This is a genomic window from Edaphosphingomonas laterariae (assembly GCF_900188165.1).
Lineage (GTDB): Bacteria > Pseudomonadota > Alphaproteobacteria > Sphingomonadales > Sphingomonadaceae > Sphingomonas_E > Sphingomonas_E laterariae.
On record NZ_FZOS01000039.1, the window covers coordinates 1 to 25,509 of the forward strand.

The following is a 25,509-nucleotide window of genomic DNA, read 5'->3' on the forward strand; positions in this document are numbered from 1 at the left end:
GTCGCCACCCGCTACGACAAAAGCAAAAGCTCCTATCTCGGCTTCGTCAGCCTCGCATCAGCATTGCTGTGGCTACCCTTTGTCCACGTGGCCTAAATAGCGCCGTCTCGTTTGCCAGCGTCAGCTCACCCTCAAAAGAGGGTGAGCTGACGGGCGGTGGCCTCGTGCTGCCGCCACGCCGGATTCGCGGCTTCTTCGTCCAGCCATGTGCGTACAAGGGCCACCGGCCCGCCCATGGCGGCGACGGTGCTGGCTGTCGTGAAGTGCGAGCGGTAGCCGGTTTCCGTGATGGGAAGCGGCGCGCGCTCCGGCGCGATAGCCTCGATTTCGAGGTGGGCCGTGTCGAGGCCGTAGTCATCGGCAAGGCTGAGCCAGCGCGGTTCGTAGCTGATGGATATGGTCACGCCGTTCCAGACGGTTTCGTGATGCTCCGTATAGCGTTTGCAGAGGCGGCTCATGCTGGACCTCCCTCTGCGATGGGAAGTTGGGCAGCTTCGTCTTGAGCCGCACCGACGATGTAGAGCACCTCTTGGAGGTCGCGGCGGGCGTCGCCGGTGATGCTATCGTAGTTGTCGAGTATAAAGCTGACGTGGTCAAAGATGCTGTTAAGCCCACGGGAGAGACGCTGGCTGCGGGTCATGCTGCACCGCCTTCCGCCGCTTCGTCGGCTTTCGGGGGGAGCAGAACAATACGACCGTCCAGCGGATAGAGGTCGAGTTGCAGGGTATGGCCGTCGCCGCTCTGGTGCGGCCACGCAGCCCCGATGCGCGTCCAGTAGGCTTTGCCGCCTTTGGCTTCTCTGACTTGCCACGCAATCAGTGCGGGCGCTTTGGTTTCGGATTTTTTCGTCATGTTTTTTCTCCTTGGTTTGCATTTCCCTTTCGGGCGTGCCCACGGAGAGCCAAGCGCGATGGCGCGGCGTCACACAGGAAAATTGGGGGACCGGACGCCTGCGGACGGGGGAGCCGAGGCTTCCTGTTGACGCCATGAGCGCCCGCGCATGGCAGGGGGCATGACGCTGCCCGATGGGGATGCAAACAAGACAAGGGGAATTCAGGACGGAGCCGATAACAAAGCCAATGCCTGCAAAGGGTGAGTGGCAGTTCAAAAGGTCAGCGGCATATCCTGAGATATAGCGATTTTGGGGTAAGGGTGGCCTGCATGAGGGCAGGCCCCGCTATCCATTGCCTCTGGGTCGCCAGCGGCTGAGGCAACGGCTTCGCGGAAAGACGCGAACACGGGGGCGCTTGAAGCTCGGCGCGCCATTTTCCCGTGCCCGCTTGGCCGGGCTCTACGACCGGGAAGCGCCAGCGGCGCGTCGTGACCTCCGGCAGAAACGCATAGCTCCGTTGCATCGGCCATCGAACTCGATGGCTGGTGCGATGCGCGCTAGCGTTTGGAGCGGTTCGGCTTGTCCGTCTGCTTGGCTTTGATGGACTGCACCTCTTTGGCCTTGGCTTCCAACTCGTCGATTTCGGCGTTCATTTCGGCATGCATCGCATCCCATCCGCCGATGCCCATGAGCACGCGGTCGGCATGCTTGATGGTGTTCACATGCCCGTAGTGCTGTTCAATCATTTTGACGGAGGTGCCCATTTGCTGGGCGAGGATATAGACATCCACCCCGGCGGACAGCCGGAGCGTGGCGTAGGTATGGCGGAAGCAATAGGTTGTGCGGGGAATGCCGCTCGGTCCTTCCCGAAGGTCGGTGTATTTCAATAACTCTTCGACGGTATCTCGATAGAGCCATTTTGCCGGTTTGCCGTTGATAATCGTAAAGACATGATCGTCAGGCTTGGTTGCCTTGGAAAGCTCGCGGACGCGGTCGAGGTATTTTGCGACACTGATCGGGGCAATCAGCTTGCGGGTTTTGCCCTTGCCCTGAACGTAGAGGACAAGAATTTCCTGTCCGTCTTTGTCTTTTGCGGTGGTGATGTCCCGCCAGCGCAGGTTCTTCGCTTCTGGCGGGCGCATCCCCGTGTTGCACATAATGAGAATGAAATTGTAGCAGACTTGGCGATACCAGACGCCTTGCGGCGTGGTCGCCTCCTTCATCCACTTGCGGCCTTTGGTGTGCAGCTTGCGGTATTCCTCAAGCGTGAACTCGTCACGGCGATTTGATTTCAGTTTTGGCATGCCCTCGAAGCGATGATGAGCGGGAACATACCGCTTGCTGATCGCAAAGTTCATGATGGCTGCGAAAATGGTCATCTCGATGCGGATAGTGGAATCGCTGATGACGCTCTTGCGACGGCCTTCGCCGTTTTCCCGTCGCCACAGCGGATATTCTGACCAGCGGTCTTGCGTAACCAGATGAATCTGTGTGCTGCCGACATAGGCCTTGAGAGGGCCGTCGATCTTGCTTCTTATATTTTTGCAGCGGGCTTGGCTGACCTCGCCCGCGTTGGCGCGGCGCTGTTGGGCGTCGGCATATTCCTCCGCAACCTGCGAGAAGGGGCGGTTGAACACGGGAACATCGTGTTTCACCCGAAAGCGGATATCGGCATACTCGTCCATCGCGCGGTCCCGCGCCGTCTGCCGATCCGCCGTGCGCAGCGAAATTGTCTTATAGCGGTCTTCGTTCTGGATTCTGATCCGGCAGTAATAGTTGTCGTGCCCGACATCGGCACGCCGGAAGATGATAAGGCCGGGCTTGATCTGCTCCTTGTCGAGGATGAAACTCATTTCTCCGCTTCCCACTGTGCAGAAACTGTGCAGATTGGCAGCGTAAGTGGTTGATCTTCCGTGCCTGTGTAGGTTCTGTGTGGGTCATTGTAGCAAAAAATGTTGTTTATTTGTAGTATCTTGTTATAATCCCTTCACCCGCTCCAGCCGGACCTTCCAGAAGGTCCGCTTCGCCGGCGCGATAGCGCCCTTTCTTGCCAGACCTGATCCTCCGCCGCGCTGCGCGCGCACCAATTACGCGCCCCTGCATTTTGCCATGGTATCGCGTGAAGCGCCCCGTTTCGGCGTCCAGCCGATCGCCTGCATATTGTTCACGCGCGCGCGCGCATTACATCGGCGGACGGTTGAACGCGGCCGATTGAACTTTTCGGCCTGCCCTGCGTCTTGTGGCGCAAAGCAGAAAACGGATCGCTCACGACGAATGCCCATCATGAACACCGGCGCCGGCCGCGCCGGCCTGACGCGGCGCCATGCTTTGGCCGGTATCGCGTCCGCCCCCCTGATCCTCTCGCCTGCGGCATGGGCCGCCGCCCCGCGCGGAGGCACGCCCTTTTCGTGGGATTGGCTGCGGCAGCTGGCGGCGGACCTCGCCGGCGCGGCCTGGCATGCGCCCCAGCCGGTCGCTGCCGCCGCCGCGATCGATTATGACGAGGTGAACCGCATCCATTTCCGCGCCGATCACGCCCTGTGGCGCGGCGATGGCGAACGCGAGACGCGTTTCTTCCCGATCCACCGCTTCGCCAACAGCCCGATCGAGATTGCCCGCGTCGAAAACGGGCGCGCCTTCCCGATCGGCTTCGACCCGGACATGTATGATGTCGCCCCCGATGCCGCCGGCCGGCGTTTTCCGATGGCGGCAGGCTTCGCCGGCTTCCGGCTGATGAATGCCGGCGGCCGGGGCGATTGGCTGGCTTATCAGGGCGCTTCCTATTTCCGCTCGGCCGGCGCGCTCCACCAATATGGCCTGTCGGCGCGCGGGCTGGCGATCGACACCGGGATTGACGGGCGCGAGGAGTTTCCCGTCTTCACCCGCTTCTGGCTGGAGCCGGGCCCCGCCGACGCGATGACGATCTACGCGCTGCTCGAAGGGCCGAGCGTTACCGGCGCCTACCGCTTCGTCAGCCGCAAGACCGATGTTGGGCCGGTGCAGGACATCACCGCCACGCTCCACCTGCGTCGCGACGTCGAACGGCTCGGCATCGCACCGCTGACCAGCATGTTCTGGTATGGCGAGGGCAATCGTGCCCAGGGGATCGACTGGCGTCCCGAAATCCATGATTCGGACGGCCTGGCCATCCTTACCGGCACCGGGGAACGGATCTGGCGCCCGCTGGTCAACCCGCCGCACCCGGCGACGAGCAGCTTTGCCGATCGCGCGCCCAAGGGCTTCGGCCTGCTCCAGCGCGACCGCTCCTTCGCCCATTATCAGGATGACAGCGCTTATTATGAAAAGCGCCCCAATCTCTGGGTCGAGCCGCAAGGCGATTGGGGCGAGGGCCGGGTGATGCTCTACGAAATCCCCACCACGCGCGAGATCGAGGACAATATCGTCGCCTTCTGGACGCCGGCGCGCCCGACGCGGAAGGGCGACAGGATCGACATCGCCTACCGGCTGAGCTGGAGCGGAACCGATCCCGCGCCGCCCGCGCTTGCCCGCGCGGTGGATTGCTGGACCGGGGTCGCCGGCCGGCCGGGGCATGATCCGATTCCCGGCGCGCGGCGCCTCGTCGCCGATTTCGTCGGCACCGCCCTTGCCGGCCTGGACCGCGACAGCGGGGTCGAAGCCGTGGTGTCCGCCACCGGCGGCAAGGTCATCGCAACCTATGCCTATCCCGTGGTTGGCGTGGACGAACGCTGGCGGCTCATCGTCGATGTCGCCCAGCCCGACGCCGGGGCGAGTGATTTGCGCGCTTATCTGAAGCGCGGGCGCGATGCGTTGAGTGAAACTCTCCTCTACCTGCTGCGCTGAACATTTGGGGGCAATAGTGCCATCGCTTCAGATGCTTAAAGCGATGCCGAAACGAAACCGGCCTGCGACGCCAGATCGCCGCCGCATCAAATGGGTTCGCTGAACGTGAAACTGCAAAAGCTTGACGATCTGCCGGTGACAGGAACGGTCACCCCCGCCTTCACGGAGCCGCTGCTGCCCCGCGAAACGCCGCTCGCCATGCCTGAACAGTCGCTCGCGCCAGCGACAACGCTGGATCAGATGCAGCCGCTGCCCACGCCGATCCGCGTCGATGGCGTCAGCGAACGGCGGCTTTTCCTCGTCCTCGGCAGCCTTCTGGTCGGCATCGCCGCCACGCAGGAGATGATCCGCCCGTTCGCGGCGGACGGTTTCGATCCGATCGACGGGCTGCTCACCATCCTGTTCCTCAGCCTCTATGGCTGGATCACCTTCGGTTTTCTGAGCGCGCTGGCCGGCTTCGTCGTGCTACTGCGCAACGGCCCCGGCCTGTCGCGCTGGTTCGCACGCATGCGCCTGCCCCGGCGGCGCACCGCGGTGCTGATGCCGATCTATAACGAGGATACCGAAGCGGTTTTCGGGCGGATCGCGGAAATGAGCGCCTCGCTCACCGCGATCGGCGCGCAGGATCTGTTCGACATCTTCGTGCTCAGCGATTCGCGCGCCGACATGGAAGCGGCCGAGCTGGCGGCGCTGCATGCCACCCGCGCGGCCAGCCCGGTGCGCGTCTATTATCGCCGCCGGCTGGAAAATGTGGCCCGCAAGCCCGGCAATATCGCCGATTGGGTGCGCCGTTTCGGTGGCGCCTATGAAAGCATGATCGTGCTCGACGCCGACAGCCTGATGAGCGGCCCGGCGATGGCGCTGCTTGCCAGCGCGATGGAAAGGCGGCCGAGCGTCGGCCTGATCCAGACGATCCCGACGATCATCAAGGCGCGCACCTTCTTCGCGCGCTGGCACCAGTTCGCCGCGGCCGCTTACGGCCCGGCCGCGTCCGCCGGGCTGCAATGGTGGTCGGGCACCGAAGCCACCTTCTGGGGCCACAACGCCATCGTTCGCGTCCGCGCCTTCGCGCAGAGCTGCGGCCTGCCGCGATTGTCGGGCCGCGAGCCGTTCGGCGGCCATGTCCTCAGCCACGACATGGTGGAAGCCGCGCTGCTCCGCCGCAATGGCTGGTCGGTCCACATGGTGTCGCTGCCCGAAGGCAGCCATGAGGAGTTTCCGCCCACCGTCGCCGACCATTCGGTGCGCGATCGCCGCTGGTGCCAGGGCAATCTCCAGCATGTCCGGCTGCTGCGCACCCAGGGCTTCCACTGGATCAACCGGCTGCAGCTGCTGATGGGCGCATCCGCTTATCTCACCTCGCCGCTGTGGATGCTGATGCTGGTGCTCGGCATCATCGCCTCGCTCGGCTCCTCGCACCCCGCATTCTCGGCGATGCCCGGCGGCTGGCTGCTCGTCCTCACCCTCACCCTGCTGCTCGGCCCCAAGCTGATCGCCATGGCCTGGCTCTATGTCGACGATGGCCTGCGCGAAGCGATGGGCGGCGGCCGCAAGCTCGCCCTCACCGTCGCGATCGAGCTGCCCTTGTCGATGCTGATGGCGCCGATCACGATGATCAACCAGACGGCCGCGATCGTCGATATCCTGCGCGGCCGCCCGGTCGGCTGGATGCCGCAGCGCCGCGACGCCGATGGGATGAGCTTCCGCGACGCTCTGATCCTGTGCCGCCTGCATGTCGGCTTCGGCCTGCTGCTGCTGGCGCCTTTGCTCTTCGGCCTTGCGATTCCGTTGTGGACGCTGCCGGTGGTGGTCGGCCTGATCGGCGCGCCGCTCACCGCGATGCTGACGTCGCGGGCGGATGTGGGCGACTGGTTCGCCAGCAAGGGGCTGTTCGCCGTCCCGCAGGGGCCGAATCCCTCGCGTGCGCCGGCGCTTGCCCCGGCCTCGGTGATGGCGCGCCTGTTCGTCCGCCGGCCGATCGGCCCGCCCGTTCGCCCCTGATCACCGGACCGCGCCGTCGGTCGGCGCAGCTACGCGCCATTTGGGCGCGCGCCCGTTGACCGGCCGCCTGCGGACTCGCCACTCCGGCACGGCCTCCGCGTGGCGAGCCGGGGGCCGCATCGACGTGATAATCGCCGGGAGCAACAACAGAATAATGTCGCGCTTTTTCCAGTTCGCATCCCACGACATGGCCATCGATCTCGGAACCGCCAACACGGTGGTCTATCTGCGCGATGCCGGCATCGTCCTCAACGAACCCTCGGTCGTCGCCATCGAGACACGCAACGGCATCAAGAAGGTCCGCGCGGTCGGCGCCGATGCCAAGCTGATGCTCGGCAAGACGCCGGAGGACATCCAGGCCATCCGCCCCCTGCGCGATGGCGTGATCGCCGACATCGACATCGCCGAACAGATGATCAAGCATTTCATCACCAAGGTGCATGGCGGCGCCAAGCGTTTCCTGCGCCGGCCGGAAATCGTGGTGGGGGTGCCTTCGGGATCGACCACGGTGGAACGCCGCGCGATCCGCGATGCCGCATCCAATGCCGGTGCCTCGCGCGTCTCGCTGGTCGAAGAACCGATGGCCGCCGCGATCGGCGCGGGCCTGCCGGTGATCGATCCGATCGGGGTGATGGTGGTCGATATCGGTGGCGGCACGACCGAGGTAGCGGTGCTCTCGCTGCGCGGCCTCGCCTACAGCAATTCGGTGCGCGTCGGTGGCGACAAGATGGATGAAGCGATCACCTCGTCCATCCGCCGCCGCCACAATCTGATGATCGGCGAAGCGACCGCCGAACGGATCAAGCACGAAATCGGCCGGGCGACGATGCCGCCGGGTGATGGCCGGACGATGCGGATCAAGGGTCGCGATCTCGTCGCCGGCGTGCCCAAGGAAATCGGCATCACCGAAGCCGAAATCGCCGAAGCAATCATGGAACCCGTGGGCCATATCGTCGGCGCGGTGCGCATGGCGCTCGAAAACACGCCGCCCGAACTCGCCGCCGATATCGTCGATCAGGGCATCGTGCTCACCGGCGGCGGCGCGCTGCTGCACGAACTCGATACGCTGATCAGCCAGGAAACCGGCCTGCCCGTCGCCGTGGCGGACGAAGCCCTGATCTGCGTCGCCAAGGGCGCCGGCCGCACGCTGGAGGACAATGCCTATCGGGGCGTGCTCAGCCAGGCGTAAGCCGGATCGCCCCCGCCAGCATATCCAGCGCGATACGCAAGGACGCGAGCCGGATCGCACCGCGCCCGACGGGGCCGAAATGCGCCTCATGCTGGTGCGTCGGATGCCCCCGACGGAGGCACGCGAAATGGACCAGCCCCTCTTCGTCACCCGGACCGGCGGGGCCGGCAAAGCCGGTGATGGCAATCGCGATATCGGCACGGGACGCCGCCAGCGCGCCTTCCGCCATCGCCACCGCCACTTGCCCGCTGACGGCGCCGCAGCGGCGGATGACATCGGGGGCAACCGCCAGCTGTTCCTCCTTCGCCTCCTCGCTGTAGCAGACGAAGCCACGCTCGAACTGGCGGCCAAAACCTTCGACATCGGTCAGCAACGAAGCCAACAGCCCGCCGGTGCAGCTTTCCGCCGTGGCGATGCTCAACCCGTGTTCGGCAGCGGCGGCCAGCACCGCGTGCACCAGTCCGTCGACATCGTCGGGCAAGGCGGGGGCGAGCGTCTCGGTCATGGCGGGCCGCCATGGCCGTGCCGTCGGCGATTGTGCCCGCCAACCCGCATCCTCCGTTCCTCACCATTTTCGCGCAGCATCTAAATCGCCGGCGCGAAACGCGGTTCCTTGGCGCGGCAAAGCGCACTACTGCCCGTCGCGCGATGGTGATGCGATCTTCCGGCGCGGGCGAATGGACCTTCCATGGCGGGCGGATCGACCGTGCGCGCCTTGCCTTCGCCGATGCGCCGCAGCCGTGGATCGATCTTTCCACGGGGATCAACCCGTGGCCATGGGATGCCGGCCGGGCCGGGCCTATTGACTGGGCGGCGCTGCCCGATCCATCCGCGCTCGCCCGGCTGAAAGCCGCCGCCGCCGGCCATTTCGGCGTCGACCCCGCCTTTGTCTGCGCGCTTCCCGGCACCGAGATCGGCCTGCGCCTGCTCCGGCTGATGCACCTGCCCGCCCCGCACCGGCATGTCGCGCCCGGCTATCGCACACATGGCGAAGCGCTGGACCGGAGCCGGGCCATCGCCGCCGATGCGCTGGCGGGCGAGGCGCGGGCCGGCGGCACGATCCTGATCGCCAACCCCAATAATCCCGATGGCCGCCTGCTCGCCCCGGCCGCGCTGCGCGACGCCGCCGATGCGCTCGCCAGTGCCGGCGGCACGCTTGTCGTCGACGAAGCCTTCGCCGATGCGCAGGACGACACCAGCATCCTGCCCCACGCCGCCGACCGGCCGGTCATCGTGCTGCGATCCTTCGGCAAGTTTTTCGGCCTCGCCGGCCTGCGGCTGGGATTTGCCGTCGCCCACCCGGATCGGCTCGCCCCGCTGCGCGCGCAATTGGGCAGTTGGCCGTTGTCCACCGCCGCCATCGCGATCGGCGTCGCGGCTTATGGCGATCGGCCGTGGATCACCGCCATGCGCCAGCGCCTTGCTGGTGAGGCTGCCGCGCTCGATGCGCTGCTCGCGCGGCATGGTCTGGTCGCGCGCGGCGGCTGCCCCCTGTTCCGGCTGGTCGAATGCGACGATGCGGCCGCCTTGTTCACTCGACTGGCGCGCCATGGCGTGCTGTCCCGCCCATTCGATTATGATCCGCGCTGGCTGCGCCTCGGCCTGCCGGGATCCTCCTCCGTCACCGCCCGGCTCGATCGCGCGCTCGCCGATGGTTGAGCCGGCCGGGCTGGTGGCCCTGTTCCTCGACGCGGCGGTCGGCTGGCCCGATCGGCTCTATCGCGTGGTCGGCCATCCCGTCGGCGGCTTCGCCCGCCTGATCACGGCGGCCGAACGCCGCTGGAACCGCCCGCAACGCAGCGAAAGCGCGCGCCGGCTGGCGGGCGTGGCGCTCGTCCTGCTGCTGATCGTCGCGGTCTTCACCGCCGCACTGGCGGTGGAACAGGCGCTCTGGGCCGGGCTTGGCCGCTGGGGCTGGATCGGCGTCGGCCTCTGCGCCTTTCCCGGCCTCGCCCAGCGCAGCCTTTACGATCATGTCCGGCCGGTGGCTCGCCATCTGGCCGCCGGCGATCTGCCCGCCGCGCGGCAGGCCGTCGGCATGATCGTCGGCCGCGACACCGCCGCGCTCGACGAAGCGGGCGTCGCGCGCGCCGCGATCGAAAGCCTCGCCGAAAGCTTCTGCGATGGCGTTGCGGCACCGCTGTTCTGGCTGTTGCTGCTCGGCCTGCCCGGCCTCTGGGTCTATAAGGCGATCAACACCGCCGACAGCCTGATCGGCCACAAGGAAGCACGCTGGCGCGCCTTCGGCTGGGCCGCCGCGCGCACCGACGATCTGCTCAACTGGCTGCCCGCGCGCCTTTCGGGCCTCCTCCTCTGCCTCGCCGCACCGGGCGGCTGGGGCTGCCTGTGGCGCGATCATGGCAAGCATGCCTCCCCCAATGCCGGCTGGCCCGAAGCCGCGATGGCCGGCGCGCTTGGCCTGCGGCTGGCCGGACCGATCGCTTATGATGGCGTCCTCAGCCCCAAGCCGTGGATCGGCCGCGGCCGTGCCGACGCCCGCGCAGCCGATATCGATCGCGCCCTCGCCCTCTATGTTCGCGCCTGCCTGCTGCTATGGGCCCTTGCCGGAGGATATGCATGGGCGCTGTGATGCTGCAGGGAACGGGGTCGGACGTCGGCAAGTCCGTGCTGGTCGCAGGGCTCTGCCGCGCGCTCGCCAATCGTGGGCTCAGCGTCCGCCCGTTCAAGCCGCAGAACATGTCCAACAACGCCGCCGTCACCATGGATGGCGGCGAAATCGGCCGCGCGCAGGCCACGCAGGCCATCGCCTGCCGGGTGGCGCCGCATACCGATATGAACCCGGTGCTGCTCAAGCCGCAGGCCGATCGCACCTCGCAGCTTATCGTCCACGGCCGCGTGCGCGGCACGCTCGGCTCCGCCAATTTCCGCGAAGCGCGGCGCCCGCTGCTCGGCGAGGTGCTCGAAAGCTACCAGCGGCTGCGCGCGCAATGCGATGTGGTAGTGATCGAAGGCGCGGGCTCCCCCGCCGAAATCAACCTGCGCGCCGGCGATATCGCCAATATGGGGTTCGCGCGCGCCGCCGACGTGCCCGTCATCCTGGTCGGCGATATCGATCGCGGCGGCGTGATCGCGGCGGTGGCCGGCACCCGCGCGGTGATCGATCCGGCCGACGCGGCGATGATCCACGGCTTCATCATCAACAAGTTTCGCGGCGACCCGGCGCTGTTCGACGACGGCTATCGCGCGATCGAACAATTGACCGGCTGGCGCGGTTTCGGCCTCGTCCCCTGGCTTGGCGATGCCGTGTCGCTGCCCAGCGAGGATGCCGTGATCCTCGAACGCGGGATCGATCGCGCCAGCGGCCGCCTGCTCATCGCCTGCCCGATCCTGCCGCGCATCTCCAATTTCGACGATCTCGATCCGCTGCGCGCCGAAGCCGGGGTCGATCTGATGATGGTGCCGCCGGGAACCCCGATCCCGGCCGAAGCGGCGCTGATCGTCCTCGCCGGGTCCAAGGCCACGATCGCCGATCTCGCGGCGCTCCGGGCGCAGGGCTGGGATATCGACATCCTGGCCCATCATCGCCAGGGCAAGCCGGTGCTGGGGCTGTGCGGCGGCTATCAGATGCTCGGCCGCACCATCGCCGATCCGCTGGGCATCGAAGGCGCGGCCGCCCATGTGGAAGGGCTCGGCCTGCTCGATATCGCGACCACGCTGACCCCCACCAAGGCGCTCCGCGATGTCGCCGGCACCGCGCTTGGCGGGCGCCTGTCGGGCTATGAAATGCACATGGGCGAAACCACCGGGCCCGATACCGCCCTGCCCTTCGCCCGGCTCGACGACACCACCGGGCCCGATACCGCCCTGCCCTTCGCCCGGCTCGACGACGGCCGTGGCGACGGTGCGATCTCGCCCGACGGGCTGGTAATGGGCAGCTATGTCCATGGCCTGTTCGCCGATCCGGGGCTACGCGCCAGCCTGCTCGCGCGGATCGGCGCGGCCAGCGGCGGCGGCGATCATCGGGTGCTGGTCGATCAGGCGCTCGATCGCATCGCCGATGCGCTGGAAACGCATCTCGACATATCCGGGCTGATCGACATCGCCCGCCGGGCGGGCTGAATCCGCTCGTCGCGCGGCGATACCGCATCGCACCATTTATTTGCCGAAACCTTTTGGCAGGCGGCGCATTTGGCATAGCATGCGAGCGAATTCGCGCCGTCGCGACTCGACCGCGCCGCGCGCAGGATTGCCGCAGTGCAGCGAGGCGCCGATGATCATGCATGGGAAGCGGACCAATCATGTTGCCCTGATCGGCAATCACCCGCCTCGCATGTGCGGTATCGCCACCTTCACCGCCGATCTGCGTGCCGCGCTCGTCGCCGCCCGGCCCGACCTTGCGATCGACGTCTATGCGATGGACGAACCCGGCGGTCTCCACGCCTATCCGCCCGAAGTCGTCTGCCAGATCGGCCAGGCCGATCTCGCCGATTATCGCGCCGCCGCGCGGCGGATCGCGGAAAGCGGGGCGGAACTGGTCTGCGTCCAGCACGAATATGGCATTTTCGGCGGCAGCGCCGGCGCGCATCTGCTGCGCCTGATCGAACGGATCGATCTGCCGCTCGTCGTCACGCTCCACACGGTGCTCACCGATCCGACGCCCGAACAGCGCGCGGTGATCGATGCGCTGGCCCGCCGGGCGACGCGCCTCATCGTCATGGCGGAAAAGGGGCGCGACATCCTCGAACGGGTCCACGCCATCGCGCCGGGCCGGATTGCGGTCGTCCCGCATGGCGTGCCCGATCGCCCGCTGGCCGATATTGCCACCGCCAAGGCCCGCTTCGGCTTCGAAGGCCGCAAGGTGCTGCTTACCTTCGGCCTGCTTTCGCCCAATAAGGGCATCGAAACCATGATCCGCGCGCTGCCGGAGATCGTGGCCCACCACCCGGACGCGCTTTATGTCGTGCTCGGCGCCACCCACCCCCATCTCGTCGCGCAGCAGGGCGAAGCCTATCGCGAACGGCTGGCCGCGCTCGCCCGCGATCTCGGCGTCGAGGACCATCTGCGCTTCATCAACGAATTTACCGAAACCGATCGCCTGCTCGATTATCTCGAAGCCGTCGATATCTACGTCACGCCCTATCTGAACGAGGCGCAGATCACGTCGGGCACGCTGTCCTTCGCTGTCGGGCTGGGCAAGCCGGTGGTGTCCACGCCTTATTGGCACGCGGCCGAACTGCTTGCCGATGGCGTCGGCGTTCTCGCCCGCTTCGGCGACAGCGATGCTTTCGCCTGCGCCATCGATGCCCTGCTGGCCGACGATGCCCGGCGTGAAGCGATGCGCCAGCGCGCTTATGCCACCGGCCGCACGATGATCTGGGCGCGGCTGGCCGATGCCTATCTCGATATTTTCGATGCGGCCCTGGCCCCGCGCCCGCTGCGGCTGCCGGTGATCGGCCGGGGCGATCGCATCGCACCGCGGCTGGCGGCGGTCGAACGGCTCACCGATCAATGCGGCATCCTGCAGCATTCGGTGTTCAGCGTGCCCGATCGCCATCACGGCTATTGCGTCGACGATAATGCCCGCGCGCTGATCCTGATGCACCGGCTGGGCGATGCCCGGTCCGATCGCAGCGAGGCGCTGGCGACCATCTATGCCGCTTTCGTCCAGCATGCGTGGAATGGCGATGCCGGCCGCTTCCGCAACTTCATGGGCTATGATCGCCAATGGCTCGAATCCATCGGCTCGGAAGACAGTTTCGGCCGCGCGCTCTGGGCGGTCGGCGTCACCGCGTCCGAAGCGCGGCGCCCCGATCTGCGTCGCTGGGCGCGGCACCTGTTCGATCAGGCCGCACCCCATGCGCTGGAACTCGGCAATCTGCGCAGCTTCGCCTTCGCCATGCTCGGCGCCGAAGCGTTGCTCGAAGGCCAGCCCGGCCACCCGGCGGCGCTTGCCATCGTCGAAGCCTGCGGCCGGCGGCTTTCCGCCGCGCTAGCCGCCACCAGCCGCGCCGATTGGCGCTGGTTCGAACCGACGCTGGGCTATGACAATGCCCGCCTGCCCGAAGCGATGATGCGCGCGGGCCTCGTCCTCCACGATCGCGCGATGCACGCCGCCGGGCTCGACGCGCTGGCCTGGCTCGATGCGGTGCAAACCAACGAGGACGGGCATTTCCGCGCCGTCGGCAGCGAAAGCTTCGGCCGCAGCTTCCTGCCGCCGCTGCCTTATGATCAGCAGCCGCTGGAAGCCTGGGCGATGGTCGATGCCGCGCTCACCGCCTGGCAGGCCACGCGCGATCGGCGCTGGCACGCAGCCGCGCACCGGGCGTGGCGCTGGTATCTGGGGGACAATGATCTCGGCCAGCCGATCGCGTCGGCCGCCGATGGTAGTTGCTATGATGGATTGATGCGGGATGGCGTGAATCTTAATACGGGTGCAGAGTCGGTTCTGGCTTTCCAGCTTGCCGCCTGCGCCATGGCGCAGACCGGGCTGGTCACGTCGGACAGCCCCGATCGGCCCGGTGCCGTCGCGTCCGAACGTCGGGCCTAGTTGCGTTGCGAGATGCGGATGGGGCGCGACCCGGGTTCGCGCCCAGCGGGGAGGAGTGAGGGCCCATTCTGCTCGATCTGATCCACACGCCGCTGCGCCTGAGCGCCGATGCCTCGCGCGTCGTGGTGCGCCCCTTCCATATCCCGGTCGATCCGGTGAATCCGGGGGCCGGCCGCGTCGGCCGCATCGTCCGCCAGGTGCTCGCGCTCTGCGATGTCGATGCGCAGGCCGAACTCGCCTTGGTGCTCCGCGATTTCGAGGCGCGCCACTGGCAGACGCGCAACGTGTTCAACCAGCGCTACGGCCAGATCGAACAGGCGCTCGGGCTCGACGGGATGACCATCTCGCCGGTCAAGCAGCAGCTGATCGGCGCCTATTTCTGCCACGAATATAGCTATGCGGCGGCCGCGCTGATGAACCCCAGCATCGTGCCGCATCCCGATCAATCCGGCCTCTCGCGGGGCTCGCAGCGCATCATCCTGTCGCTGCGCGCGGTGGGCGAAGGGCATATCAGCTCGATCGCCTTTCGCGAGGGCATCCTGTCGCCCGGCATGCATTTCGAACTCGCGCCCGAACCGCCCTTCTGCACCGCCGCCGGGCTGGAACCGGGCGATCCCGAACCCAATGGCTGCGTGCAGATCCACCGGCAGGCCGATTCCACCATCTCGGGCACATTGATCTTCCCGATCACGGCGGCGCAGAGCAACGGGCTGGAAGATCTCCGTCTCGTCCATTTCACGCATGATAATGGCCAGATCGAATGGATCGGCACCTATACCGCTTATGACGGCCGCACGATCCGCTCCGAATTCCTGCGCACCCGCGATTTCCGCACCTTCAAGATGGAACCGATCGACGGATCGGCGGCGCGCAACAAGGGCATGGCGCTGTTCCCGCGCACCATCGGCGGCAAATATATGATGATCGGGCGGCAGGACGGCGAAAACCTGTTCCTCATCCAGTCCGACCGGATCGACCATTGGGATGAGGGCGAATTGCTGCTCACCCCGCATTATCCGTGGGAAATGGTGCAGATCGGCAATTGCGGCGCGCCGATCGAACTGGAGGAAGGGTGGCTGCTGCTCACCCATGGCGTCGGCGCGATGCGCAAATATTCGATCGGCGCGGTGCTGCTCGACAAGGATGATCCGTCGCGCATCATCGGCCGTACCATCCAGCCGCTGCTTTCCGCCGCCGACGAGGATCGCGAGGGCTATGTCCCCAATGTGGTCTATACCTGCGGCGCGATCCGCCATGGCGATCTGCTGTTCATGCCCTATGGCGTGGCCGACAGTTCGGTCGCCTTCGCCTTCGTGCCGATCGCCACCTTGCTCGCCGCGATGGCGCCGGACTGATCCGGCCCACCCCTTTCGCAATCCAGCCGTCTTGCGCGATACCGCCGCAAACGGAAGCCGCGCTTATTGATCGCGCCCGGCCACGCCGACATCCTGCCATGGATTTGATCGGGAGGCGGGAAGCATGGCGGCACATCTCGAACGGCTCGATGGCCGCACGGCGCTCGTAACAGGCGCGACCAAGGGGATCGGCCGGGCGATCGCGATCCGGCTGGCGTCGCTCGGCGCCGATATCGTCGTCACCGCCTCGGGCCGCGATCCTGCCGGGCTCGATGAAACGCGGCGCGCGGTGGAAGCCGCCGGCGGCCGCGCGCACGGCCTGTTCGTCGATCTGACCGACGCGGCGGCGCGCGCCGATCTGGTGGCGCAAGCCGGCGCCGCGTTCGGCCCCGTCACCATCCTCGTCAACAATGCGGCGAGCGCGGGTGCCTTCGCGCCGCTCAGCAAGATCGATCTGGCCGCGCGCCGCAATGCGTTCGAGGTCAATGTCCACGCTCCGGTCGATCTCATCCAGGCCGCCTTGCCCGCGATGCGCGAAGCCGGCTGGGGCCGCATCCTCAACATCACCTCGGAAACCGTGTCGCAGCCGCCGGCGCCCTATGTCACGCCGGCCAAGTTCATCCACGGGCTGGCCGCTTATGGCGCCTCCAAAGCTGCGCTCGATCGGCTGACCACGGGGCTCGCCGCCGAACTCCATGGCAGCGGCATCCACGTCAACGCGGTCAAGCCCTATAAGATCTGCGCCTCGGAAAACGCGCTCGCATTGGCCCATGCCACCATGCCGCGCCACCCGGACTGGATCGAAGGCGTGGAAATGATGGCCGAAGCCTCCGCCATCCTGATCGCCGCATCGCTGACCGGCATCATCGCATCGAGCCGCGAGGTGCTGATGATGACGCAATCGCCGCTGCATGCGCTCGACGGCAGGCAGGTCATCGGCGATGCCCACACCATCCCCGATCTGCCACCCGCCTGATCCGGCTCAACCCGCCAGCGTCGCCGCGATCGCGTCGGCCAGTTCGGCCACCGCCCCTTCCGCCTCGCGCGCATAAAGCGCCACCACCATCGGCGCGACCGGCCCGAAATCCTGGATGCGCCGCACCGGCGCGCCGCTTGTGGTGCGCAACGGCAGCAGCGAAACGCCCAGCCCCGCACCCACCGCCGCCAGCACGCTCTGCAGGCTGCTGCCCGAAAAGGCGACATACCAGCGCCGCCCTTCCTGCTCGAGCCGATCGAACATGGCGTCGCGATACAGGCCGCCGGGCGGAAAGGTGACGAGCGGCACGGGATCGCGCGCGACGACCGCCCCGCCTTTCCCGGCGAACCAGCCCAGGGGTTCGGGAAACGCCACCCGGCAATCCGGCCCGGCCTGCATCTCCTTCACGATCGCGATGTCGAATTCGCCCTGCGCATATAATGCGGCGAGCGGCCGGCTCAGCCCCGTGGTCACGTCCAGCCGGATTTCGGGATGGCGGGCAGCGAAGCGGGCGAAGCCCGTCGCCATTTCGCCGGTCGCCAGATCCTCGGGCAGGCCGATGCGGATCGCCGCCGTGCCGGCCGGATCGGCCAGCAGCATCGCCGCTTCGTCCTGCAGCGCCAATATGCGCCGCGCATGGCCGATCAGCCGCTCGCCCGCCGCCGTCGCCCGCACCGGCCGCGCGCTGCGGTCGATCAGCCGATGGCCGGCCGCATCCTCCAGCCGCGACAATTGCTGGCTGATCGTCGATTGCGTCATGTGCAGCCGCTGCGCCGCCAGCGTGAAATTGCCGCTGTCGGCGATGGCGACGAAGCTGCGCAGCAGGCGGGGATCGAGCATGTTCATCATCACGTGTATGAATGCTTATCATCATATCATCTAATTGGTGAATAATGCAGGCCAATGATATTCCACGGGCCATGCTGAAGCCGCTCCGTCGCGCGCTCGCCGCGCTGTCCGCCCTCACCGTCCTCACCGCGCCCGCGCTTGCCGCGCCGCGCCAGCAGGGCGATGTCCTCATCCGCCACGCCACGATCGTCGATGTCGAAAAGGCGCGCACCGTGCCCGATCAGGCGATCGTCACGCGCGGCGGCGCCATCGTCGCCGTCGGCCCGGACAAGGCAATCGCGCGCGACTGGGCAGCCCCGCGCACATTGGAAGCCGCGCACCGCTTCGTCATCCCCGGCCTTTGGGACATGCACGTCCATTTCGGCGGCGGACCCGATCTGATCGCGGAGAACAAGGCGCTGCTGCCGCTTTATGTGGCGCACGGCATCACCACGATCCGCGATTGCGCGGGCGATCTGCCCTATGACGTGCTCGCCTGGCGCGATGAAATCGCGCGCGGCAGCCTGTTCGGCCCCAATCTGCTCACCTCCGGCCCCAAGATCGAAGGGCTGAAGCCGATCTGGAAGGGCACGCTCGAAGCCGGTTCCAAGGCGGATGTCGATGCCGCGCTCGCCCGGCTCCAGGGCCTCAAGGTCGATTTCGTCAAGATCACGGACAGCACACTCGATCCGCAGCTCTTCCTCTATGCCGTCGCGCGCGCCAAGGCGCTCGGGCTCCGCAGTTCGGGGCATATCCCGATGGCGCTGACCGTGCGGCAGGCGGTGGATGCCGGGCTCAGTTCGATCGAACATCTCGATTATGCGCGCCATCCCGGATCGCCCGACGAAGCGGCGATCGCCGCCGATTTCGCCGCCGGCCGCATCAACCGGGCCGAAGCCAACCGCCGGCTTGCCACCAGCTTCGATCACGCGACCGCGATGGCCGCCTATCGCCGTTTCGCGGCCGATGGCCTGGCGGTGACGCCGACGCTCAACGGCAGCCGCATCATCGCCCATCTCGACGATGAAGATCACAGCCACGACGCCTATCTGGCCTATATCGGGCCGAAGCTGCGCAAGACCTATGACTGGCGGATCGAGCGCGCGGCCAAGGCCACCCCGGCCGAAATCGCCGCGCGCCATGCCGATATCGAACGCGTCGGCGCGATCCTGCCGATGCTGGTCGAAGCCGGCGTGCCGATCATGGCGGGCACCGATGCCGGCTTCCTCAACTCGTTCAACTATCCCGGCATCGGCCTGCACGATGAACTCGATCTGTTCGTCGCCAAAGGGCTGACGCCGGCGCAGGCGCTCACCGCCGCCACCCGCGCCGGCCCGGCCTGGTTCGGCAAGCTCGATCGCTATGGCGCGATCGCGCCGGGCAAGGTCGCCGATATCGTGCTGCTCACCGCCAACCCGCTCACCGATATCCACGCCACCCGGGCGATCGACACGGTGATCCTGCGCGGCCGGGTGCACGATCGCGCCGCGCTCGATGCGATGCTGGCCGAAGCCCGCGCCAAGGTCGCCGCATGGAATGCGGAAACCGCGCAATGATCGACCGGCTATTCGTCGATGGCCGGTTGCCCGATGGGCGACAGGCCGATCTCGCGGTCCGCGACGGGCGCTTCGTCGCCATCGGCGATGTCGATCCCGCCGCCCGGCCACGCGACAGCATCAACCTTGCCGGCCGCACTGTCCTGCCCGGCTTCGTCGACGGGCATATCCATCTCGACAAGAGCTTCGTCGGCGATCGCTGGCGCAGCCATGTCCGCGCGGCCAGCCTGCGCGACCGGCTGGCGGCGGAAAAGGCGCTGCTCGGTGAAGCCCGCCCGATCGCCGAACGCGCGTCGGCGCTGATCGCCAAGGCCGCGGGCTTTGGCACCATCGCGATGCGCAGCCATGTCGATGTCGATGCCACCACCGGCCTCGCCAACCTCCACGCGGTGATGGAAGCGCGCGCCGCCTGGGCCGATCGCGTGACGATCGAACTCGTCGCTTTCCCGCAGGCCGGGATCCTCACCTGCCCTGGCACCGCCGACATTCTGGACGCTGCCGTGCGCGAGGGCGCCGACGTGATCGGCGGGATCGATCCCACCACGCTGGACGGCGATGCCGAAGCGCATCTCGACGTGGTGTTCGGCATTGCCGACCGTCGCGGCGCCAAGGTCGACATCCACCTCCACGAACCGGGCGAAGGCGGCATCGCGCAATTGCTGCGCATCGCCGGGCGCACCCGCGCGCTCGGCCTCGCCGGCCGCGTCGCGGTCAGCCATGCCTATGCGCTGGGCGACGTCGCGGATGATGTCGTCGCCTACACCGCCGACGTGCTGGCCGAAGCCGGCGTCGCGATCATGACCAACGCCCCCGGCGATCGTGCCTTCCCGCCGGTGCTGCGCCTCCACGCCGCCGGCGTCCGGGTATTTTCGGGCAACGACAATATCCGCGATGCCTGGTGGCCCTACGGCAATGGCGACATGCTGCAGCGCGCGATGCTCGTCGGCTATCGATCGGGCTTCTACACCGATGATGAGCTGGAACTCGCGCTGGCCATGGCGACGGGCCATGCCGCCGCGGTGATCGGCCTCGACGGCCACGGCCTCGCCGTGGGGGCGGAGGCGAATTTCGTCGCCGTCGCTGCCGACAATGCCGCCGCCGCCGTGGCGGAGGTGCCCGCCGACCGCCTGATCGTCCGCAAGGGAGAGCTCATCCGTCGCTGATCGTCGCCCCGCCTTGACAAGTGCTCGCCATTATTAGTGAATGTCATTCAATAAGCGACATCAGGGGATCATGGCATGGCGGGGCAGATCAAGACGGCGTTCATCACCGGCGCGAATGTGGGTCAGGGCAATCTGCTCACCAAGGCGCTGGCCGCGCGCGGCGTGCGCGTGTTCGCAGGCGTGCTGCCCGGCGCGCCGACCGATCTGGTGGATACCAACCTGATCACCGTCATCGATCAGGACGTGTCGAGCACCGAATCCGTCCGCGCCAGCGCCGAACGGGTCAAGGCCGCATTGGGCGATGAGCCGCTCGATCTGCTGCTCAATGTCGCCGGCGTCGCCAATATCGCGGTCGGCGTGATCGAAGGCGTGAAGATCGAGGATGTCGAACGCATCTTCCAGATCAACACCTTCGGCCAGTTGCGTGTCGTGCAGGCCTTCCTGCCGATGCTGCGCAAGTCGAAGCATGGCCGCATCGCCAATTACAGCTCGGGTGCGATCATCGCCAATCCGGTCGGCGCCGGCCCCTACAACATGACGAAGCACGCGATCCACGGGATGACGCTCACGCTCCGCCACGAATTGTCGGCCTTCGGGATCGAGGTCACCTCGATCCTGCCGGGCGGCGTGCTCACCGGCATGTCGGCCAATGCCCATGCCAACACCCGCAAGACATGGAACGCCCAGCCGGCCGACGTGCTCGCCGTCTATGATCCGCCGCTCGGCAATGTCGTCCAGCACGTCCTGCCCGACATGCTGGAAAAAAGCGGCAGCACGCCCGATTATGCGGTGGCCGAAATGCTCAAGATCATCGATCTGCCGAAGTGGAAGCCGATCCATTATGTCGGCAAGGATGTGAAGCCGATGGGCCTGCTGCGCCGGCTCCTCTCCGACAGCCAGCTTGAAAAGGCGATCCGGTCCAGCTTCAAGATCCCCGCTGCCGCATAAACAACTGCAATCGCATGGAGTTTCGACAAAGGTTGTTTGTCGAAACTCTCTTGCCGGGGGGCCGATGCTTCGCAAGGTGCCGCATCGCAAACCATAAACCGGGTCCGTCGATGCGCCTTTCCGCCTGCCTCACGCTTGCCACCTGCCTGTTGCTCAGCCTTCCCGCCGCCGCCCAGAAAGCCGATGCGCCCAAGAGCGCGGCGGACGAGGTGGAAAAGAAGGTCGCCGCCGACATCGCCGAAAATTGGGCGACGGCGCCCGTGGCCGAAGTCACCAAGTCCAAGTCGATGAAGGTATCGGTCGGCGGCAAGACGATCGGCTACACCGCCACGGCGGGCACGCTCACCATCCGCAACGCCGCCGGCAAGCCGACCGCGAGCATCTTCTACACCGCCTATACGGCGCCGGCCTCGGGCGGCAAGCCGCGCCCGGTGACCTTCATCTACAATGGCGGCCCGGGTTCGGCGAGCCTGTGGCTGCGCATGGGCTCCTTCGCCCCGGTGCGCGTGCGCACCACCGATCCGCGCGCCGTGGCGCCCGCGCCCTTCCATGTCGATCCCAATCCCGACACGCTGATCGGCAGCACCGACATGGTGTTCATCGATACGGTGGGTTCGGGCTATTCGCGCATCCTGGGCGATGCCAAGCCGGCGGAATTCTACGGCGTCGATCAGGATGTCGATGCCTTCGCCAAGGCGATCACCCGCTATGTCATCAAGAACAAGCGCTGGGGCGATCCGAAATATCTGCTGGGCGAAAGCTATGGCACCACCCGCTCGGGCGCGCTCGCTTATCAGCTGGAGGATCAGGGGCTCACGCTCAACGGCGTCATCCTGCTTTCGTCGATCATGAATTACGGCATCCGCCAGTCGGGTTTCGATAATATCCATGTCGGCTATCTGCCGACCTATGCGGCGACCGCCTGGTATCATAACCGCGTGACCGACAAGCCGGCGGACCTTGCCACCTTCGTCGAACAGGCGCGCGTCTTCGCCAATGGCGCCTATGCCGCCGCGCTGGCCAAGGGACAGGACATTCCGGCCGAGGAAGAAGACGCCGTCGCGCGCGAACTGAGCCGCTTCACCGGCCTGCCGGTCGATTATCTCAAGCGCGCCAATCTCCGCGTCGATCTCGGCCGCTTCCGCAAGGAATTGCTGCGCGATCAGCGCCTCACCGTCGGCCGCTTCGATTCGCGCTATACCGGCATGGATGACGACGCCGCCGGCGAAACGCCCGAATATGATGCGTCCAGCACCGGCATCACCGGCGCATATATCAGCACCTTCCAGGATTATCTGACGCGCGAGCTTGGGTACGAAACCGAACTCACCTATCGGCGCAGCGCGCGCGAAGGCGGCGATTTCAAGTGGGATTGGTCGCACCGCGCGCCCGATGATCGCACCCAGAATGTCGCGGACGTCACCGCCGACCTGTCGGCCGCGATGCGCATCAACCCGCATCTGCGCGTCCTGTCGCTCAACGGCTATTACGACATGGCGACGCCCTTCTTCTCCACCGAACGCGATCTCAAGCACATGATGCTCGCGCCGGAACTGCGCCCCAATCTGCAATTCCGTTATTATCCGGCGGGCCACATGGTCTATCTCAACCCGGATGCGCTGCGCACAATGCGGCAGGATCTCGAACGCTTCTACGCCGAAGCCGCGCGCTGATTCCGCCATGCGGGAGGGTGGCTCCGGCCGCCCTCCCCGATTGACGCGGGCCGCAGGCCATGCCGTTATCGCGTCATGGGCGATATCGAGCTGTTCCAGCGCCTCGCGCTGGCCATCGCGATCGGGGCCGTGGTGGGCGTCGAACGCCACTGGCGCGAACGGGATATTCCACTCGGCCAGCGCACGGCGGGCATCCGCACCTTTGCGCTCATGGGCCTGTTCGGCGGCATCGCCGCGCTGATCGAACGCGAACTGGCTTCGGACGGGCGGCCCGCCGGCATCGTCCTCGCCACCTTCTTCGCCGTGCTCACCAGCGCCGTCACCCTGCTCCGCTATCGTGAGACGGCCGAACGTGGCGGCGTGTTCAGCGTCACCAGCGTCGTCGCGGTGATGCTCACCTACGCGCTCGGCGCGGTCGCGGTGCTCGGCAACGTGCAGATCGCCTCGTCCGGGGGCGTCGTCCTGCTCACCGTGCTGGCCAGCCGGGAATTCTTCCACAAGGCGATGCGCAAGCTGCGCTGGGCCGAACTGCGTTCGGCCGTCATCCTGCTCGCGCTCACCTTCGTGCTGCTGCCCATCCTGCCGTCCGAACCGATCGGCCCTTATGGCGGCATCTCGCCTGCGCGCACGCTGATGCTGGTCATCCTCCTCGCGAGCATTTCGTTCGGCGGTTACATCGCGGTGCGGATGCTCGGCTCCGCCCGGGGCGAGGTGGCGGCCGGTGCGGTCGGCGGCATCGTCGCGGCGACGGCGGTCGCGGTCAACAATGCGCGCCGTTCCAAGCTGGAGGACGCCGATACCGCGCTCGCCGCCGGCGCCATCGCATCCAGCGCGGTGGCGCTCGTGCGCACCGGCGTGCTGGTGGCGACGCTGGCACCCGTGATCGTGCCGCTGCTCATCCCCGCGCTCGGCGGCGCCGCGCTGGTCATGGCCGCTTATGCCGCGCTGCTCGCGCGCAAGGGCGAACAGGACCATGCCGGCAAGGCGCCCAAGAACCCTTTCGAGCTGGATTCGGTGATCAAGATGGCGCTGCTGCTGGTCGCCATCACCTTCTTCGCCAAGGCGGCAAGCCAGATGTTCGGCGATGCCGGGCTGTTCATCGTCTCGGCCCTGTCCGGGCTGGCCGATGTCGACGCCGCCACCGTCACCGTCACCGGCATGATGGATCGCCTGTCCCCCGCCACCGGCGCCGAAGCGATCGGCCTCGCCATGCTGACCAACATGATCGCCAAGGCGGTCTACGGCTCGCTACTCGGCTCACGCCGCTTCAGCCTCCACGTCTGGATCGCCTCGCTCGCCGCCACCGCCGTCGCCGCCACGCTCTATTTCGCGATGGCATGAGCGTGAAAGCGGGCCTCCGGCGGGCTCACTGGGGCAGAAACTCGCCCGCATTCACGTCGAGCGACGCGCCGGTGATCGCGCGTGATCGCGGCGAGGCAAGGAAGGCGATCGCTTCGGCCACGTCGCGCGAGGTGGGGATATGTTGCAGGGGCAGCGATCGCGTCACCTGATCGCGCACGGTGGCGGCCGTGATGCCCTGGGCTTCGGCCATCCGCTCGAAGGCGGCCTGAAGCGGCGGCCCGTCGATATAGCCGGGCACCACGCTGTTGACCCGGATGCCGCGCGGCGCCAGTTCCATCGCCAGATAGCGCGCCGCCGCCTGCAATCCCGACTTGGCGATCGCATAGCAGCCGACTTCGGGCTTGTAGGTCCGCATGGCGACGCTGTTCACCATCACCACGGTGCCTTTGGACGCCTCGAGCGCCGGCAGCATGGCGCGGGTCATCCGCAGGATGCCCCGCACGTTCACGTCGAAGGCATCGCTCCAGCGCTCGTCCGCGACCGTATCGAGCAGCGTCCCCCAGGGCCCCATCTGAAAGGCATTGTTGACGAGAGTATCGACGCGCCCGAACCGTTCCGCCGCGACCCGCGCCACGGCCTCGCAATCGCCGGCCTGCGCGATGTCACCCGACACCGAGGCGATGTGACCGCCAGCGCCGCCGAGCTCTGCCTCGATGGCGCGCAGGCGATCGCCGTCGCGGGCGACCATCACCACCTTCACGCCCTCATCAACAAACAGCCGGACCAGTTCGACCCCCACGCCGGGGCCCACCCCCGATACGACCGCGACCTTGCCCTTCATGCCAGAAACTCCCCGGGAAACGCGGCGCGGATCGCCGATGCGGTGAGGCCATATTCCTCGGGCGCGATCGCCCTGCCCGTCTGCCCCGCCTTCAGCGTCAGGGCCTTGGCGCGAATGGCGTCGGCGGCTTCCGCCGTGAGGGGCTCGGCCAGGGCAGCGTAAACGTCGCGCAAGGTGGCCACGGGGTCGGCGCGCAGCCGGGTCATTTCGACATCGACCCATGGAACATCGGCGTTGCGGGCCCGCCAGTCCCGCAATTCGGCCGCGCATCGCGACCAGCATTCGAGCTGCAACTGGCCGACAAGCGCCTTGGGCACATCGGGTTCGGTGATCCGGCGGGCATGATGGACCAGCGCCGCCACCGACGGGATCACTGCCTCCGCCGGGCGGCGGGTGCAGATTGTTGATTTCCACTGAGAGCTGACCCGGGATTTTCACCGAGAAGTGACCCGCCTGCGGTTATGGTTTGGGTGTCATTGGTGGGTCAAGATGTGGGCTTCTCCTTTCTGGGTTTG

23 protein-coding genes are annotated in these 25,509 nt (G+C 66.9%); 14 read left to right on the top strand and 9 right to left on the bottom strand.

What is annotated here, in order from left to right; all coding sequences use genetic code 11:
* Positions 1–131: 131 nt before the first annotated feature.
* The 4 genes from CHB74_RS19125 to CHB74_RS19140 form a co-directional block, all read right to left on the bottom strand.
* Positions 132–458 (bottom strand): hypothetical protein, encoded by a 327-nt coding sequence (locus CHB74_RS19125; protein ID WP_089221111.1) that lies wholly within the window; start codon positions 456–458, stop codon positions 132–134.
* Positions 455–640, bottom strand: coding sequence for a hypothetical protein (locus tag CHB74_RS19130; RefSeq protein WP_089221112.1), 186 nt, complete (start codon positions 638–640; stop codon positions 455–457). Before CHB74_RS19130 ends, CHB74_RS19125 begins: the two co-directional genes overlap by 4 nt.
* The gene (locus CHB74_RS19135) at positions 637–852 is read right to left on the bottom strand and encodes a hypothetical protein (RefSeq protein WP_089221113.1); all 216 of its coding nucleotides are present in this window, start codon (positions 850–852) and stop codon (positions 637–639) included. The genes CHB74_RS19130 and CHB74_RS19135 overlap by 4 nt, the downstream gene beginning before the upstream one ends.
* 537 nt (positions 853–1,389) lie before the next feature.
* Positions 1,390–2,685 carry a tyrosine-type recombinase/integrase gene (locus CHB74_RS19140; RefSeq protein WP_089221114.1) on the bottom strand — a complete coding sequence of 432 codons (1,296 nt, stop codon included), beginning with the start codon at positions 2,683–2,685 and terminating at the stop codon, positions 1,390–1,392.
* A 421-nt stretch (positions 2,686–3,106) separates the two neighbouring features.
* Between CHB74_RS19140 and CHB74_RS19145 the strand changes: the two genes are divergently transcribed.
* The 3 genes from CHB74_RS19145 (at position 3,107) to CHB74_RS19155 (ending at position 7,844) form a co-directional block, all read left to right on the top strand.
* The gene (locus CHB74_RS19145; protein WP_089221115.1) at positions 3,107–4,654 is read left to right on the top strand and encodes an OpgD/OpgG family glucan biosynthesis protein; all 1,548 of its coding nucleotides are present in this window, start codon (positions 3,107–3,109) and stop codon (positions 4,652–4,654) included.
* Positions 4,655–4,759: 105 nt separating this feature from the next.
* Positions 4,760–6,655 carry a glucans biosynthesis glucosyltransferase MdoH gene (gene mdoH, locus CHB74_RS19150; RefSeq protein WP_245843045.1) on the top strand — a complete coding sequence of 632 codons (1,896 nt, stop codon included), beginning with the start codon at positions 4,760–4,762 and terminating at the stop codon, positions 6,653–6,655.
* 154 nt (positions 6,656–6,809) lie between these two features.
* On the top strand, positions 6,810–7,844 hold the full coding sequence (locus tag CHB74_RS19155; protein WP_089221117.1) for a rod shape-determining protein: 1,035 nt from the start codon (positions 6,810–6,812) through the stop codon (positions 7,842–7,844).
* Here CHB74_RS19155 and CHB74_RS19160 read toward each other — a convergent pair.
* Complete coding sequence (locus CHB74_RS19160; RefSeq protein WP_089221118.1) at positions 7,831–8,349, bottom strand: CinA family protein; 519 nt, start codon at positions 8,347–8,349, stop codon at positions 7,831–7,833. The two genes, CHB74_RS19155 and CHB74_RS19160, sit on opposite strands and share 14 nt — an antisense overlap.
* 149 nt (positions 8,350–8,498) lie before the next feature.
* On the opposite strand from CHB74_RS19160, the gene cobD reads away from it, so the two are divergent.
* The 3 genes from cobD to CHB74_RS19175 are packed head-to-tail and all read left to right on the top strand — an operon-like array spanning position 8,499 to position 11,924.
* The gene (cobD, locus tag CHB74_RS19165) at positions 8,499–9,503 is read left to right on the top strand and encodes a threonine-phosphate decarboxylase CobD (RefSeq protein ID WP_089221129.1); all 1,005 of its coding nucleotides are present in this window, start codon (positions 8,499–8,501) and stop codon (positions 9,501–9,503) included.
* Positions 9,496–10,434: an adenosylcobinamide-phosphate synthase CbiB gene (gene cbiB, locus CHB74_RS19170; RefSeq protein WP_089221119.1), complete on the top strand. Its 939-nt coding sequence runs from the start codon at positions 9,496–9,498 to the stop codon at positions 10,432–10,434. Before cobD ends, cbiB begins: the two co-directional genes overlap by 8 nt.
* Positions 10,422–11,924, top strand: a complete 1,503-nt coding sequence (locus tag CHB74_RS19175; protein WP_089221120.1) for a cobyric acid synthase — start codon at positions 10,422–10,424, stop codon at positions 11,922–11,924. Before cbiB ends, CHB74_RS19175 begins: the two co-directional genes overlap by 13 nt.
* A 36-nt stretch (positions 11,925–11,960) precedes the next feature.
* Here the strand turns inward: CHB74_RS19175 and CHB74_RS22665 are convergent, their stop codons facing one another.
* On the bottom strand, positions 11,961–12,083 hold the full coding sequence (locus CHB74_RS22665) for a hypothetical protein (protein ID WP_281253567.1): 123 nt from the start codon (positions 12,081–12,083) through the stop codon (positions 11,961–11,963).
* Here CHB74_RS22665 and CHB74_RS19180 point away from each other — a divergent pair.
* The 3 genes from CHB74_RS19180 (at position 12,076) to CHB74_RS19190 (ending at position 16,683) form a co-directional block, all read left to right on the top strand.
* Positions 12,076–14,352 (top strand): glycosyltransferase family 4 protein, encoded by a 2,277-nt coding sequence (locus CHB74_RS19180; protein ID WP_089221121.1) that lies wholly within the window; start codon positions 12,076–12,078, stop codon positions 14,350–14,352. The genes CHB74_RS22665 and CHB74_RS19180 overlap by 8 nt on opposite strands.
* Before the next feature lie 68 nt (positions 14,353–14,420).
* On the top strand, positions 14,421–15,707 hold the full coding sequence (locus CHB74_RS19185) for a glycoside hydrolase family 130 protein (protein WP_089221122.1): 1,287 nt from the start codon (positions 14,421–14,423) through the stop codon (positions 15,705–15,707).
* Positions 15,708–15,831: 124 nt separating this feature from the next.
* Positions 15,832–16,683 (top strand): SDR family NAD(P)-dependent oxidoreductase, encoded by an 852-nt coding sequence (locus CHB74_RS19190; protein ID WP_089221123.1) that lies wholly within the window; start codon positions 15,832–15,834, stop codon positions 16,681–16,683.
* A 6-nt stretch (positions 16,684–16,689) separates the two neighbouring features.
* On the opposite strand, the gene CHB74_RS19195 is transcribed toward CHB74_RS19190, so the two are convergent.
* The gene (locus CHB74_RS19195; RefSeq protein WP_245843047.1) at positions 16,690–17,532 is read right to left on the bottom strand and encodes a LysR family transcriptional regulator; all 843 of its coding nucleotides are present in this window, start codon (positions 17,530–17,532) and stop codon (positions 16,690–16,692) included.
* Between the two features lie 71 nt (positions 17,533–17,603).
* On the opposite strand from CHB74_RS19195, the gene CHB74_RS19200 reads away from it, so the two are divergent.
* The 5 genes from CHB74_RS19200 to CHB74_RS19220 all read left to right on the top strand — a co-directional run bounded on the left by CHB74_RS19200 (position 17,604) and on the right by CHB74_RS19220 (position 24,192).
* Positions 17,604–19,067: an amidohydrolase family protein gene (locus CHB74_RS19200; RefSeq protein ID WP_179220928.1), complete on the top strand. Its 1,464-nt coding sequence runs from the start codon at positions 17,604–17,606 to the stop codon at positions 19,065–19,067.
* Positions 19,064–20,230: an amidohydrolase family protein gene (locus tag CHB74_RS19205; RefSeq protein ID WP_089221124.1), complete on the top strand. Its 1,167-nt coding sequence runs from the start codon at positions 19,064–19,066 to the stop codon at positions 20,228–20,230. The genes CHB74_RS19200 and CHB74_RS19205 overlap by 4 nt, the downstream gene beginning before the upstream one ends.
* Before the next feature lie 75 nt (positions 20,231–20,305).
* Positions 20,306–21,178, top strand: coding sequence for an SDR family NAD(P)-dependent oxidoreductase (locus CHB74_RS19210; protein WP_089221125.1), 873 nt, complete (start codon positions 20,306–20,308; stop codon positions 21,176–21,178).
* A 110-nt stretch (positions 21,179–21,288) separates the two neighbouring features.
* The gene (locus CHB74_RS19215; protein WP_089221126.1) at positions 21,289–22,851 is read left to right on the top strand and encodes a S10 family peptidase; all 1,563 of its coding nucleotides are present in this window, start codon (positions 21,289–21,291) and stop codon (positions 22,849–22,851) included.
* Positions 22,852–22,926: 75 nt separating this feature from the next.
* Positions 22,927–24,192, top strand: a complete 1,266-nt coding sequence (locus tag CHB74_RS19220; protein ID WP_089221127.1) for an MgtC/SapB family protein — start codon at positions 22,927–22,929, stop codon at positions 24,190–24,192.
* A gap of 25 nt (positions 24,193–24,217) precedes the next feature.
* Here the strand turns inward: CHB74_RS19220 and CHB74_RS19225 are convergent, their stop codons facing one another.
* Both CHB74_RS19225 and CHB74_RS21755 read right to left on the bottom strand, forming a co-directional pair.
* On the bottom strand, positions 24,218–24,994 hold the full coding sequence (locus CHB74_RS19225) for an SDR family oxidoreductase (RefSeq protein WP_179220929.1): 777 nt from the start codon (positions 24,992–24,994) through the stop codon (positions 24,218–24,220).
* Complete coding sequence (locus CHB74_RS21755) at positions 24,991–25,356, bottom strand: hypothetical protein (RefSeq protein WP_245843048.1); 366 nt, start codon at positions 25,354–25,356, stop codon at positions 24,991–24,993. The genes CHB74_RS19225 and CHB74_RS21755 overlap by 4 nt, the downstream gene beginning before the upstream one ends.
* Positions 25,357–25,509: the final 153 nt, after the last annotated feature.